The organism is Desulforhabdus sp. TSK (assembly GCF_022836495.1).
In the GTDB taxonomy this organism is placed as follows: Bacteria; Desulfobacterota; Syntrophobacteria; order Syntrophobacterales; family Syntrophobacteraceae; genus Desulforhabdus.
On sequence record NZ_BQXM01000018.1, the window covers coordinates 20,502 to 36,026 of the forward strand.

General features: G+C 50.0%; 9 protein-coding genes. 8 read left to right on the forward strand and 1 reads right to left on the reverse strand.

Annotated elements, in window-relative coordinates:
• The first annotated feature begins 5 nt into the window (after nt 1-5).
• The 8 genes from MWC30_RS12045 (at nt 6) to MWC30_RS12080 (ending at nt 13,876) form a co-directional block, all read left to right on the forward strand.
• Nucleotides 6-1,106 carry a hypothetical protein gene (locus MWC30_RS12045; protein WP_244084432.1) on the forward strand — a complete coding sequence of 367 codons (1,101 nt, stop codon included), beginning with the start codon at nt 6-8 and terminating at the stop codon, nt 1,104-1,106.
• 107 nt (nt 1,107-1,213) lie between these two features.
• Nucleotides 1,214-2,149: a hypothetical protein gene (locus MWC30_RS12050; protein ID WP_244084433.1), complete on the forward strand. Its 936-nt coding sequence runs from the start codon at nt 1,214-1,216 to the stop codon at nt 2,147-2,149.
• 58 nt (nt 2,150-2,207) lie between these two features.
• Nucleotides 2,208-6,308 (forward strand): ATP-binding protein, encoded by a 4,101-nt coding sequence (locus MWC30_RS12055; protein ID WP_244084434.1) that lies wholly within the window; start codon nt 2,208-2,210, stop codon nt 6,306-6,308.
• Nucleotides 6,309-6,413: 105 nt separating this feature from the next.
• Entirely contained in the window at nt 6,414-7,502 is a 1,089-nt protein-coding gene (locus MWC30_RS12060) for a hypothetical protein (RefSeq protein WP_244084435.1), read from the forward strand.
• 117 nt (nt 7,503-7,619) lie between these two features.
• A complete protein-coding gene (locus tag MWC30_RS12065) occupies nt 7,620-10,376 on the forward strand; it encodes an ATP-binding protein (RefSeq protein ID WP_244084436.1) in 2,757 nt (918 codons plus the stop codon).
• Between the two features lie 2 nt (nt 10,377-10,378).
• Entirely contained in the window at nt 10,379-11,311 is a 933-nt protein-coding gene (locus MWC30_RS12070) for a hypothetical protein (protein ID WP_244084437.1), read from the forward strand.
• A 256-nt stretch (nt 11,312-11,567) separates the two neighbouring features.
• Entirely contained in the window at nt 11,568-13,628 is a 2,061-nt protein-coding gene (locus tag MWC30_RS12075; protein WP_244084438.1) for a hypothetical protein, read from the forward strand.
• A 95-nt stretch (nt 13,629-13,723) separates the two neighbouring features.
• Complete coding sequence (locus tag MWC30_RS12080) at nt 13,724-13,876, forward strand: hypothetical protein (protein ID WP_244084439.1); 153 nt, start codon at nt 13,724-13,726, stop codon at nt 13,874-13,876.
• Between the two features lie 217 nt (nt 13,877-14,093).
• On the opposite strand, the gene MWC30_RS12085 is transcribed toward MWC30_RS12080, so the two are convergent.
• Nucleotides 14,094-15,509: a hypothetical protein gene (locus MWC30_RS12085; RefSeq protein ID WP_244084440.1), complete on the reverse strand. Its 1,416-nt coding sequence runs from the start codon at nt 15,507-15,509 to the stop codon at nt 14,094-14,096.
• Between the last annotated feature and the right edge of the window lie 16 nt (nt 15,510-15,525).

Below are 15,525 nucleotides of genomic sequence, written 5' to 3' on the forward strand. Positions count from 1 at the left end.
CTGCGTTGAAGGACAATTTTTTACACAAATGGATCTTGCATCGCTTCTATCGCTGGAATTCCGCTTCGACCTGTCTTGAGAGGAGAATCGCCAATATGCTCGATAAGCGACATGATTGGGTCCATTTGATCTGTGCCGGCAGAGACGAACGTTTTCAGGATATCCCTTGTGAGGATTTTCGTGCGTCTTCAGGGCAGTGCACGAACTTGACGAAAATTAGCCAATGTCACCGCCTTTTCCATTCCATGGAAGAAATAGGCATTGATGTGCGCGGGATCCTTTTCAATCCTGCCCACGGATGTGGGTTGATGGAGAAAATGTGGGAGAATAGTCGTTGCGATCCCTTTCAAGTGATGCTGAAGGCGGTTTCCCTGAGCGCCACATCCCTGCAACGGTCTTATGGGCACGGCTTGGTTGATTCTGAAGAGGATATCGATCTGCGCTCCCTTGTGCAAAGGCTCAAACGCCCTGTAGAGCTCCGAAATGGTTGTAATCTGTCTGTATGGGCGGCTTACATACGCAAAGCGGTCGACAATGAAATGCTTGGAGTTTTGCGTCGAAGAGGGGTGATTTTGAGGCACGAGTCATGCCGGGCATGCGCCCATATCTCTCTTTCAAGGCCCTTCACATGTACTTTGGATGTCATCGAACCGATGGAAGGTGATATCCGTGGAGAACGCGCCAATCCTTACTATGGGATGGAAAGAAAAAGACGTGATCCTGTTTGTGCCGGCTACTCCGCCAGAGAATATGTCCTCCCATGTGTGCATAGTGAATATCGGCCCGATTCGGACCCCAGCAGGGATTTGCATCCAAGTGAGACGAGGCTCTATGTTGAAGAATTGACTTTTCTTTTGAAAAAAAGGTTCGAAAAATCACCAAAAGCCAGCAAAGCAAGACAGAAATGTGGGCGACAATTGGAGCTTTTTGTCATCCTTCTTTCCTTGTTGAAAGACCATGAGTGTACGGAACAGGAGGCTTTCCAGATTCTTGCTGAAACGTCTGGAATGAACAGGAAAATGATTCAACGCGACTTCATGGAAATTCGTATGTTCCTGAAGGATGCAATCGAAAAAGAGGGTGTGGAGGCCATGGAAACGCTTTGATAAGAAATCGCTCGGCCGTTCAAAAAAAATGTCCCTATGTGATGGGAAGGACCATCATATTTGATAAAGAGTTTTTGTCCGGCGGTTCTGATTCGGCGGAGGGCGCTATGAGTGAATCAAACGATTTGCAGATGACCGATAAGAAATTGAATGATGCTCTCCAAAACGACAGTGCGCTCTTTCTGCTCATGCGACAAGAAGCCATTTCAGACCCTTATGAAAAAGTGACCAAGATTGTAGAAGAGGGACGCCATCCGTCTCATGAGATGCTCTACGATTACGTGCTGGAATGGTTGGACGAGAAAACATTCGGAATGCTTTTGGAACACATCTCCATTTGCGGTTCCTGCGCCGGCGAAGTTTTGAGAATCAGGACCTTGGAAGAAGATGCCGAAAACAATTTGCCCGGATGGGACCATCCAACCGAGCTCCCAGACGAAGACCATTTGTCAGATCGGGTGCTCAAAAGTTTCTTGAGAGCGATCTTCACTGAGCGCAATCTCCTACACCTTCGGTCTTGTGAGAGCTGCCAAAAGCGACTCAGGGAGCTCGAGGGAGCCACCAGATTTTCATTGGACAGGATGGAATCCGTCGATTTTTCCCAGCTCATGCTCCGCTTTTCGGGTAAGTTGAACAAGCTCAAAGATGCTTTTGAATCCACTCTGCAAATTTTCCGTTTCATGCCGCTTCGGACGGTTGCATCGGCATCGACCGGGAAGCAGGATACATCCTGGATTACGGCCCTCGTGAAGGACTCGGACGGCAACACCACCGAGACCGTGAGTCTGGAAATGTGCAATCCCCCGCGTATCGAACGCGGTGTTTTCACCACCGAAATAGAAACGACTGACAAGCGATTCTTCGGCTGCGAAATGACAGTGGGGATATCTCTGCGCTCGGCAGGAATCCTTTTGACCGTTCGAGATGTGATTCCCTCCGATGGAAGGGTCTACATTCGGGAACTGACCGGGTTCGAAGGAACTTTCGATCTGCATCCGCACATGTTGATCGTGACCATTCTTTGTACCGCAAACAGAGGCTGAACAACTTCCAACCAGTCCTTCGGAGGTGTCCGTTGCGGCCCTTCGGGAAGGAACTTGTATGTCGAGTTCACTGTCAGAAAAAAGGATCCAGCTGGAAAAGCATCTCCAGTGTCTCGACAATCCCTCCTGCACACCGAAGCAACACTTTAACCGGCGCAAGGCCCTCGAAGAATTCATCGAGCACACGCTTCATTTCCTGAACAGTTCCCTAAACGGTATTTACAAGAATGACGATCTTCTCGAGGTGAAACATACCCTCGATACAATCCGGCAAACTGGTTTCCCGGCCGCGGACGCATACCTTGACCTGATGGGGAGGGTGGCCACTGCCCGCCTGAACGCCCACCGAGAACTGGTTCTCCTTGTCAAAAAACTGAGGTCGATGGAATTCCAGATTTGTCAGGATTCCAACGTGTTGGAAGTCTTGTGGGATCTCGGCAATATCCATGAAAAGTATGTGCATTCCTTGACGGGAAAAGCCCTGTTCGGGGAATACCGGGAACCCGGAGCACCTGAACCGCAGTCCAACCTCCCCCACGAGGTCCAGGAGGAACTGGAACAGTTCATCGAACAGGGTGGGCTTGATTGCACGGAGAGGCTTACAGCGCTCTTCAAAGTGTACTTTTCCTATCTCGAATCACAGGAAAAATCCCAGACTCTCGAAGATATCGGACGGATGGTCCGCCATGTTCTGGAAGACGAGGGCCGGACTGCGGAAGTCAATACTTTGTTCATTGAGAAGACGGTGGATCCCGACGGCATCGCTTTGCATCGCTGCGCGGCATTGGACCGGGTCGGCGTGAGGTTGTTAGACAATGGCTCGGGAAAAATTACGAACTCCGTGGACGCCGACGTATCCATGAACGATGCTGTTCGTAATGGTCTCGAGGCAGCCATGGACTGTCTCCGAAGAACTCTGCATCCCAATATACATTTCGCAATCTTCGATTACACATGGTGGATTCGTGACGCTTCGAAAGTCTACGAACATGAATCTATTGGGCTCTCGATCGCCCTGGCCGCCATTGCCGCATACACCGGTGTCGATGTGGATGGAAGCATTGCCGTTACGGGACAGGTCGATTCTTTCGGCAAAACAAGCAGAGTGGATATCGAGGAAAAGTGCCAAATGGAAGGCCATTTCCTCGAGACAATCATTGTCCCCGAGGAAAATCGTCCCGATATCCCTGCCCGACTGGCTGCGAAGGTCAAAACGGTAAGGCGCCTCGATGAGGCCATGAGCATTGTCTTGGGTGAGGCGACAATTCGTGAAATGGTTCTCTCCAGGCATAAAAGCTCTTTGAGAAATCTCGGAAGGTCCGTCTCGGATTATTTTTCCCTTCTGCCTCAAAGTGCTTACGACCGGAGAGCTTTCGTCCCGAGACTTGAGGCCATGGCCCTGGTGGACCGGTTTCTGAGCGACCAACCCTCTTGCCTGATCCTCACGGGAGAGGCGGGCATGGGGAAAACCTGGCTGCTCTATGAACTTTGTCATCGCTATCGAGCGGCAGGCTGCCACCTCTACATTCGCGACCCGAGCCAGTTGACGAGTTTCGATCATTTCATGCGGGAATTCATTGAAATCACGGATTCCACTCAAGATCTCTATGCCGTTTTCTCTCATCTCGATCAGTTGGCGGCACTTGCCGGGAAAAAGACAATCCTCATATTGGACGCCGTAAACGAAGTGGATCAGCCCCATGAGTGGTTCCGCCTGATCCATAACTTTGTGATCAAAATCCAGGCATTCCGCCATGTGAAACTGATCGTCGGTTGTAAAACGCATGTCTGGAATGGCGTTCAGGCTGCCTTGCATCAGGGAAGGTCCCTTTCTGCCGATGTTTACCAGGTGATCTCTCTGGGGGAATTTTCCCATATGGAGTTCCTGGAACTTGGGGAAAGGCTGACGGGCACTCCAATCCCTCTACCGGCCGTGTGCAAGTACCCCTTTCTCACGCAAATCCTAAAGATCCTTTATCTGACGCCGGGCAGGCCCATCCCTCCACGTGTTTCCATACTGCAACTCCTGAGGGAATACGTGGCTTTCTCCATCGAAAGACTTCCGGACACTCGGGTTCTGCTGGACGCGTTGATCTCGGAATCCTGGGAAGGAGCGACCTCCACGGTGTCGAACAGGAGCATGGGGTGCTCCGTTTCTTATGAAGAGCTGGCGTCGATCTATGACCGACGTATCAAGGGCCATGTGCTGAGCAGCCTCGATGAGCTTTTGGAATTCGCCAAGGCGCAATCTCTGCTGACGGAAACGCTGACCCAATCGGGGCCGGGCGTCCGGTTTCGGTTCGACTGGCTGGCTGAATATTTTCTCGGCGAACATTTGTATCGTCATGCGGGCCGCCGGGGGTTGTCTTCGTCCATGCTTCTGCTTTTCCTTCGAAACAAGCATCGGTCACCTTACCTCGAAGGGGCCATCAAGTACGCCTGCCTTTTGACCAACGATCCTCAGATACTTCTGGAGGTGGCGCGAAAGCTCGATCACTTCGATCCCACGGTAATTTCGGTCTGTGTCGCCTGGCACCTGGAAAACCCCGTCATTTCCGTGCAACTCCTCCACCAAATGGCTGGGATCAAGAGGAGAGTCTTCACCACCGCCAAATCCACAAACCCTTTGACCCTTTATTTTCAACTGATTCGCATCATGACCGTCCAAGGCCGACGCAAGATCGCTCGATGGTTTGGGAGGAACCGGCAAAAACCTCGTGAAACCGAATCGAGGTACAGTCTTCCTCTGTTGGCATTGAAAGTAGCATTCATCATCGGGTTTCCATGCACGGAGATCTTCCTGGCCTGCATGGTCGACCGGCTCAAGTCGGATGGGTTTCGCCGGAAGGCCCTGGATAATCTTGGAAACCTTTACAGTCGTTCCACACCTGAACAAAAGTCGATCATCCTGGAAAAGAGCTTTTCCTGTGCGCGTGCTCAGACCGATATGCCGACCCTTTCCAGGCTCATCTATTTCATGCTGCGATGTTACCTGGAAAGCTACACCAATCCTGTAATCGCCAGAAAGATGCGGGAATTCCTGTCCATCCTTCTTCATGGGTTTGGAAGGCATATGGTGATCCGAGGAGGGCGCCTGGCTGTTCGGGTATATCTTGCCAGGATCTCCAATCGGCCTACCGAGGTCTTCGATCGGTTCTTCCAAAGCGAGCAACGAGATGGGATGATCCGATTCGTGCGCATTCTGGATGATTCGATCTGTGTGAAAGCGGATGACATCCGCCAACTGGAGCGTTTCATTCTGGAGGTGAGCCGGTCGGAGCTTCCCGAAAGGTTTGTGTATTTCTTTTTTGGAACCAGGCTCTTGTACTATGTGGGCGTTGGAGATTTCGCCCTGGTGGAAGACGTGCTGGCGCGACTCTACCAAAATCTTTCTCATACCACTCGGGACCTTATACCGGCGGTCATCGCTCTCATCCATCGGGTGCATCCTACGGAGGAGTCCTTCCGGTTGCTGGAGAACATGAGTTGGAAAATTCTTCGCAACGACCGGGCCTACCTGCTGAGAGGCGGACATGAAGAAAATGACATGTATTATCCTCTGACACCGGTCGGGAGAGCCTCTGCCGAACGACAGGGTTCTCAGGCCTCCCCCATCCAGTTTTTTGTGGCAGCCATGGAAAACGCCGTCACTGAAGAAGATTGGGGACTGATGAATCACCTTTTGAGGGAATTGGGAAACGTGGGAATCACCCATCCCGACAGTGTTCTTTTGACCTTGCAATCGGTAAAAGGCTTTCTCCGAGAAGAAACGAAAAAGACCCTCATTCGGAGTCTGACTTTGCTTCATATGATCCATCCTGAAAAAGTGGACGATTTTATGTTGCACCACATAGAAAGGGACCACCCTCATATACAGGATATTCAAATCGGAGTGCTCACCTATGAAGACGACGGAACGATGCAACGCCTGGTGGATTCTTCCGTTCTTTATGACTTTTTTACCCTGATGTTCGTCCGGTCCGCAGCATTGCGGGGATATCTCATAGAACTGGCGAAGGACGCACAGCACTGTTCCAGTCTGGATGACCTTATCGGATATGGGCTCGAGAGGTTGGTCGAGTTGTGTTCCGGTTCAGATGCAGGCAAATCGGCTCCATGTGATTTGCGTGGTAAAGTTCAGATGTCATTGCGACGATAGGCATTTTTGCCCGCGATTTGCAGCATAGCCTCAACTATATTTTGCGCCAGGTAAGGTAATAAGTAGAGGACGGTTCTATCGAAAAACTGATCTGAGGAGAGTTTCATGAAATGTATTGATAAAGACTGTAACAGAGATATTCAGGACAGTTTGAAATTTTGTCCATATTGTGGAAGAAATCAGCAATTATCTGCCAAGAATGATCAACAGCCTGATGCGGCCTCTCAATCTTTCACCAAGGTTTATGATGCCCCACCGGTGATCGAAACTCTAAATCCAAAAGGGTTGGCTACTTCAGTAAACAATAAAAGCTTGACTCAAGATATAACGTCTATCGAACCTAAAGAAATCATTTTGCGTGCAGGTGATAAGATTTGGCATTTCGAAGATCCGGAAGGTGAAGTAAAACTGGATGTTGAAAGACCTCTGATTGTACTTGACGAACAGACCATTCACCTAGCACACACAGATCGAGTATTGACATCCGAGGAATTACTTCAAGATGTGAGGGATATTATTGAGAGCAAAGGCGTGCCTGTGGATGTGCTTTTGTGTCAAGCCAAGTGGATAAGTGATGACACCGAAGCACGTCCAAGACTCGTGGCTTCTCTGAGAAACCACCGTTTTAGTGATTTTAAAGTCATAATGGGCTTGGACTATCTGGGCAATTGGGCCAGCTTTCAACTTCAAGTCGCGAGGCAACCCGAAACCCTTCGGCCTCAAATACCCCCTACAGAAGGGAATGCCTTTTTTTTAAAGGTGGTTGGAATTTTAGTCATATTAGGAGGTGTCTATCTATTCAACTTTAAGGAAATGGGAACCAATAAGACAGTTTTTGGTGGGCAGTTACCTATTTCTATATTGTGTATACTTTTAGGAATCGGTGCATTCATATGGAGCTTTTTCTTACGTTCGAAAGAGAAACGAGAAAAAGCAGCATGGGAAGAAAAGAAACGACTGGAGAAGGTCAATAAGTTTATTGACCGTTCGACTCGATCTTTCAAAATTGACGACCTTCGCCTCTTTTCAGAATCTATGTGGCAGGTGTTTAAGGCAGTTTCGGATCGAATTGTCGAAACTGGGGCGAAAATCGTGCGAATCGAAGGAGGTAAAGGTGATTATTTCCATTCATCTGGTATCGAAGAAACACCAACGACTCTGCGCAAATCCGATGCAGGCGAATTGGATGTGTAAGGAAAAAGCCGCAAACCTTCTGACATCATCGGCAGTCGATCCATTTTGAGAATCGATCCTTATATGGGCATGACTCACATGTCCTATCCTGCACGCTAATGTACTTGAGGGATCACGATGGGAACAGTTCCGACTAACCAATGTCATCCAGTCATCCAGTGCCCCATTGCCTATTGGCATGGGGCTCGAGAACCGGGTCATGCGGGCGTATCACGCGTGGACGGTTACTCTGCCTTTGTTTGCTACGAAATACCAGCCCTGCCTGACTTTAGCTCACCGCGATTTGCTGATTTGTCGAGACTCGATGATACAGCACGTGTCAAAAAGGTCGGCGAGCGGCAAGCAGGATTTATCAGCACGCTCCATGTGTTAGGTCCAGGCGTTGCTGTGAGTCTCCGCTATTTGTTGGAGCGGGGGCAAAGTGGAATGAACAAAAGGATCAGACTATTTCTTGTTGGTAGGGCATTTGCTTTCGACAGTTCCGAGGCGAAACACAAGGCACGACAGTTTTGTGATCTGGTGGAAAGCGGTTTCCCCATGGAATATTATCCTCTCATTCCTATCAATGACCCGACCATCCTCAAAACAGTGGGATGTGGCGATCTTGATGACTATGGAGCAATTGCAGAAATACTTAAACCCGAACTGAATATTCCAGCTCATCACCAATTTGAGGTTTGCGGATTTCGAAATTTCTACGTCACCTCGTCCCTGACGCCGTTGGAGCACGGCGCCCTTGAGTTGTGCCGAACTCTCATACATTACCCAACGACAGAACGTGCCGTGGTGGATTGCTGTATCACACCCACCCCGGCGATGACTGAGGCTGAAGCTGCACATGCGGTTCGATTGACTCAGCTTGCCGAAAAGTGGAGCAGAGATCAACGCAAAGAGGTGGGTGGCGGTCTTTTTTCCGACCCTATGTCTATCGAGATTGCTGCAGATCCAAATGCACGGTGGGTAAACGAGGCTTTGTCCCGCACGAAAGAGCGTTATTCTCAGCCTGATGCACGATATTTTGTCTATGCCTGTCGCGTCCTTGCCGACTCAGAGGATGCTGCAAGGGCCATTGCGGCAACTTGGGCATCTTTTGCGGCACAGCGTGATGCAGGAATCTCGATCATCAGTTGTGCTGCGAGCGATGGATCCTTCAGTCGTGCTGTCAATGCTGTTCGCAATCTCATTGTCAGTCCATCAGTCTATCGCAAGGACATCTGGAATGAACCTGACGCACCGGAAACGTTAAGACGCCTGCATCGCATGGCGGATGTGAAAGAGCTTTCCACCTTCTTTCGCCTGCCGATTCCCGGAGCGACTGGGTGCCCTGGAATCATGACCGACTACGGGCTTTCAAAGGGGCCTTCCGCTACTTCGGTAACATCGAAACCGGCAATCGAGATGGGTCAAGTTTTCGAAAATGGACGTACCAATGGCCGAGTACTGAACTTGGAGCTTCCCGAACTCACTAAGCACTGCCTCATCGTTGGTACTCCAGGGTCGGGGAAAACCACGCTCTCCTTTTCGCTACTCACTCAGCTATGGGAGAAACACCGCATACCTTTTGTGGTGTTGGAGCCGGCCAAGACAGAGTACCGGGCACTGAAGCGACTTGCTGCTTTCCGGGATGATCTACTGATTTTCACGGTCGGCAATGAACGTGTGTCGCCATTCCGCTTCAATCCATTGGAGCCTATGGATGGCGTCGAATTGAGTGAGCACATCTCTACCCTGAAGACTTGTTTTAAGGCCGCTTTCTCTCTTTTCGATCCCCTTCCAATGATTCTATCCGATGCGCTACAGGGTGCCTACGAAGAACTCGGATGGTCTCTATACGATCTGGGTGGCGAAAACCCGGAAGCCGGCATCCCTACTCTCGACGCGTTGCTCCGCCAAGCCCTGGCAGTATTGGATACCAGAGATTACAAGGGAGAGGTTAGCGGCAACCTGAGGGGCGCAATTCAAACTCGTCTTGGGTCGCTTATCAATGGACCGAAGGGCCGCTGCTTCAATACGGTACAGTCCGTTCCCGTCACCGAGTGGATGAAAAGGCCGGTCATCTTTGAGCTGGACGCTCTCAATCTCGAAGAAAAGGCCCTCATGATGATGTTCATTCTCACGCAAATCAGGGCCTATGCCAAGGTGACTCCCCGCTCTAACGGAAAGCCCCTTAGACATGTGGTGTTAGTTGAAGAGGCACACAATGTCATTCCACGACGCAGGGGAGGAGGGACATCGGACAGCCGGGCCGACCCGCAGGCGGAGGCGACACAGTTCTTTACGAGTATGCTCGCCGAGATGCGTGCGCTTGGGGAGGGAATGTTGGTATGTGACCAACTCCCTACCGCTGTGGCGGAAGAGGCCGTCAAATTGACGGACATAAAAGTGATGCACCGGATTGTCAGTGCCGACGATCGAGTGGAACTGGGCGCGTCCATGATCATGAACGCCGGGCAGATAGAACAGGCTGCTCTTCTCGAGCCTGGGTATAGTTTTGTCTTTAAGACAGGTAGTGCGAAGCCTGACCTGGTAAAAGAAATCAACTTCAAATTGGAGCATGGCGAAACAGATCGAGCCATTGAGAATGCTCAGGTCACCGAGTGGATGCGGCCGGTGCTTTCTTCGGAATGTTTTCGCAAGGCGTATCTTCCCTATGATCGTTGTGGTGAGGAATGCACTCTATGTGACTCGAAAACAAGGGAGAGAGCTGAACGACTTGTGAACGACCTCTTGAGGAAGAATCCCAAAATGACGGAATCTGACATTAGGCAAAAAATTGCCCGCATCCCGTTTGACCCATCGCAGCCCAATGCATGGCACTGTATCAGCCTTCATTTCCATATGAAGCTACGGTCAAAAGGAGTCGGAGGAAATTAATCATGATCCGGGAGGGCGGAGAGCGTTGCTGGAAAACGAGTTGGCAATGGATTGCCCCCTTTGAACCGGAAGATGTAGCAGAGGGGCTTCATTGGAACAAGATTTCGCCCAAGGAGGTGGGGGAAAGTCTTGATGTACTGGAAAAGATGAAACCTTATCTGGGTGACATCACGAGACTGGATGAACGAGATGTAGCGTTAAAACGAGAGGCATTACGCAATATCAAAGGGCAGTCCGGAGAGAGGATTTTTAGCGATCGTGACCTTGGCTTTTATGACCTTTACTTTGGTTCGGCTCGGATTCGGGTGGATCGGCTGCCTTCAGGATTAGATATCACTAACGGCAGGCATCGGATCGAGCATGCCCGTTTTCTCGGCATCAAGAGCATACCGGCACTCGTCAGCGAACGCGTCGACTCAGATGATATTGAAACGCGACAGGAGAAGGTCATGAGAGAAGGTGGAGACATCAGAGAACTGATAGATGAGGCTGGCGAGCAGGAAAGCGAGGCTCAGGAGCTAAAGAAGGAAGCAGAGGAGCACAAAGAGCAGGTCGAGCGGCTGAAAAAAACTCTTCAACAGGTCCGAGAGGCACAGTCTTCACTTGCCACTGATTCAATGAAAAATGCGGAGGGTGATGTCGATGAAGCGCTGAGTCGTTCGGAACGTAAACTTGAGGATGTACGCAAAAGAAAGGCGGAGCTGACAAAGGAAAATCAGGAAATTCACGGACGCATAAAACAAGCGAACAACGAGAGAAGTGCTGTTCGAAGCGATGTCGCCAACAATATTGCTTCTTCAGGTCACATGAGTGATTCTGTCAGGGAGATGTGGAATGTCATTCAAAATGACATAGAAGCCGATCTGGCAGAACTGGCAACTGCAGAAGGCGATATTGTCAAAGCTCAAAAAGCCATTGAAGAAATAGATGTTTAGCAGCTGGCCTGCCGTGCAGAAAACCACATCGCGATCATAGTAAGGGTATTCGCTACAACAGGATGAAACCATGAAATACTGCTCGAAGTGCTTGATTCAGTTTGATTCCAGCTATGTGTTTTGTACGGAGTGTGGTGGTCCTCTGATCGTGGATACTGCCGTGCAAGAAAGCACAAACATTAAGACCAAGCGGTGCCCATCCTGTAAATTATCTAATAATATTGAGTACATTTATTGTGCGCACTGTGGGAGTCCATTGGCAGGCGAAGAACCCACGAAACCAACAAGGAAGGAACCAACCCCCGATATTGGTTTATCGGACATCATTGCAGATCTCGAAGATCCTCTGAGCGAGGAAGAGTTTGGGGCAAGCCCTCGGACCGGAACCATGGCTGGTACCGATTCTCAAGGCGTGCAGTTGAAACCGACCCCGCCCCAATGTTTTCCTGTTACTGTGACTACTATTGGATTCTTTCTTGATAAGTGGCGCGAATTGTCAAAGATTCGCATGCTTGTGATAACAGGAGTATCTGCTGCCGTTGTTGTTCTGGCGGTGACTTTTTTGTTGGTTCGAACGAACGACAAAGAGCGGATGGTAGCCTATAATCCGACTCGAGATATTTCGATATCCAGTGACCAACCACCCGTGCAAACTGGAGAACAAGGTTCAAGCCCAACGACATCTACAGCTTTAGAGAGAATAGGCTCCCAGGCGGTCTGGAATCCTCCAGAAGGTGAAGGGACATGGAGGGAGATCCATGAAAAGTGCCAGGGCAAGAACGGCGGCTACGATGTGTCCTGCATAGAATCGATGATGCGTGAAATGGGTGCCTCCGTGGAGGCTATCAACGTTACCAGACTCATGAAGTCTACAAGAAAAAGTGATGCCGATGCGGTTTATATGAGCGAATTCAGAAAGATGGGTAAGGTCGATCTGGCGCGAATCGTTGCTCCTGTGTGGAATGATCCGAATACTTCCGAATTTGTTTTGGTCAACGGCACGCCTGAGATTGTTCCGCTTTGGGATAATGTCAGGAATACGGATATCAGCAAGGACCGCCTTTACCCATCCCTCGTAAAGAGATTTCCCAAAATGGAGATATGGCCAATACATGAGTTTGTTGGCATGCAGCAATTTCAGCAACAAGGGCAAAGATTCGTGTTCAGCTTTGCCCTCTTGAATGGCTGCCATGCTTGTGAGAAAGCTGGGGGAGCCGAAATCGCATTCGATTTCGATTCGTCTGGAAAGTTTGTCGGAACGAGGTTGATACGACTGGTGGGGCCTGAAGCAGCAGTTTCCCAAACAGAGCCCCGAATGCAATCCGCCGCTTCGAGCAGTCCTGACGGCAGTGTTGACCAGATCGCACCAATTCCCGTGCATTCAATCGACACAGAGTACGTCATGGAGAGTAACAATTTGTCGAATCCCCAACAGAGTTATGTCGCCGAGAGGAAAATCACCTCCGTCGAGCCTGATCGAATCAGAGTCTCCATGCGGAACCTCAATAGTGGCTATGTTCGCACTCTCGAATACGACCACCAGTGGAATCTGATATCTTCGAGGGGTGCCGCCGGAGAAGGCTCTGATTATTCGCCGCCGATCAAGTACTATGACTTTCCTCTACAACGCGGCAAGCGCTGGTCGAGTGTTTCGACAGAGCGCAACATGAAGACCGGGGAGTTGCGCGAACACAGGATATCGGCAGAAGTTGGGGGATGGGAAACGGTATCGGTGCCTGCAGGAACATTTCAGGCAATCAAGGTCATGATCGACAACGAGGTCAAGGACCTCCAAACCGGCCAGACCACATCGGGGACCGATACTTCATGGTATGCGCCTGCAGTCAAACGATCTGTCAAATCAGAAATGACCCTCTACAATAGTCGAGAGGGGCGAGATGATCTCCAAACTTTACAGCTTATGAGCTATTCCTTCAAACCAGCTCCAGTTCAAGAACCTAATATCGCACCTGTTGTGCCCGCCCCTCTTGTCTTGCCACTTTCTTTGAAAGCGCAGGTTGAGAAAGAGTTGGTCGCTAAAGGATTTCCTGGTGTTATTGTTTTAGGGATAGAGAGCGGAAATGTCAGCATCTCGGGGACTGAAAAATATCCTAAACAGGCCGGAAACATTTCTAGAATCATATCGAAAGTGCCTGGTGTGGCCGACGTCAGGATTGTCTTAACCCCTTCGCCCCAGCGTAGCATAGAGGTACGGGATGATGCGCCTAAGAATCAGTTTAAGAGCGCAAGTCCCAAGGAGTCAAGGCCTGCAAGCAGGAGAGGGGCGTCAATAGCTCCGCCGTCCAGGGACTTCTGATTGACTTTCTCGAATCTCCAGTGTCGGGAAGTTGTCGCTCGATGGAAACACTCTTCCTTCCATGAAGTATTGAATATGAAAGGATAAGTTTGCCAATGGACGAGAAAGAAAAGGAATCCAACTTCTTTAGGGATGTGTCTCCTTACTATAAAAAGATCATCGAGGAACGTGCAAAACGTGAGCGGGAGAGTGAAAACAAAAAAAGGCGAGAAAAAATCAAGGTCGTTCCCCCTGGCAAAAAGGACTGATCTGTTACTCTCTACTCACCATTGGTTTGCCCGAGGTCGGTTTTTGGCTTGGTAGGGCAAGGGGTCTTCTCGGCTCGAGGTGAGATTCCATCGATCGTTCACAGCACATGAAGATGAGCGTGGAAGGTTCATCCCCGGCCATGGGCAGAGTGGCCTTTTTGTGTTCGGTGAGCCACTCCGTCCATGATTCGAAAGCGATCATTCCACAAGATCATCGTCAAAAAATTTCGTTTTTCAGTAAGTTCAACACAATCCGGTCTGCATTTCTTCTCATGAGGGATGTCTCCGTGGCGGTTTTTTCGGCGGGCGTTTGCTTGTCGATTCGTGCGGCAGTATCGGTCAGTGTGAATTCCGCGACGAGTTTCTTCTTGCTGGCGCCATATGCTTCCGTTTTCGTCGTGATCTCAAAAAGTGTGGCGAAGTCTCCCTCTTTCCGGCCGGGTTCGGTGGCCACCATGGATTCCTTCCTGGATTGAATGCTCAACACGATTTTCGCTCCCTCCCGTGAAGAACTCGCGAGATAGGCATTCCATTGATTGGAGTTTTCCGGGGATGCCGACGATTTGGAATCTCCGGCTCTCACGATCTCGTACATTCCGCTATTCGAAAGCGCTTGAGAGAGGATCTTGCCGCATTCATCGGACTGGGGATTTTTTGAATCGGATCTGATAACAAATGCGATATTGAGAGGATCGTTCAGACGTTCGATCCATTTCTTGCAGTCGGATGCCAGTTTGTTGTCCTTGGGATTTCCCGCCATTACACTTTCGAGTTTTGCCAGGGCCTTCTCCCTCCGACCCGTGAAAATATAACATACCCCAACATAGAATTGCGCCAGGGGGTCTTTGCCGTTGATGCCTTCCGCTTTTTGGAAGCCGTAGAGTGCTTGCTGAAAGTTCTTTTTATTGAAATGATACATGCCCTTTTGGTACAGGTTTTCAAAAAGCTCCGAGTTCGAAACGCTTTTTCGAGATTTGGATTTTGCTAAGGTCTTCATTTCCAGGAGGGCATAGAGTTCTGGAGGCCTGCTTGAATTGAATTCATTGACGATTTGTTGCGCGGCGGATAGCCCTGCCTGGTACCCTACCTGACCTACTTTGTCCATACCTGTCAGAAATGTGGTGACGAAATCAATCTGTCCACTGCGGCTCTCTCCCAGAGCGTTGCCTTCCCAAACCACGTTTCCGCTCAGATCGTACCCCTTGATACGGAATCTAACTTTTGCCTCGACCTCGCCGGACAGGGTCCCGATGGCATTGCCGTAAGCGTAAAGGATTTCGGGCTCGATGACTGCTTCCACATCAGGCTGATAATTTCCCATGTAAGGGGGAAGAGAATTGACTTCGACGGCCTCGTCGAACAGGGAGGATATCATTTGCATCGCGATGGGAACCATGTATTTTCCCACTTCCATCTGGAACACCATTCCCATTTTGTTTTGTTTGCACACATAATTCCGGAGGTCATCACTGAAGTAAACCCCCACTTTGGCGTGAATCTTCTCGGTATTGGGGAAAAGTTCGCGTGTCGCCGGTGCTACATTGAGTGGAACATTGTGAACGCACCCAGATTGTGAAAGCACCAGTGCAAGCATGATGGCTGACAAGATTCCGGTGTGTTGCAAACGTTTCATCCCTCTCCCTCCCATT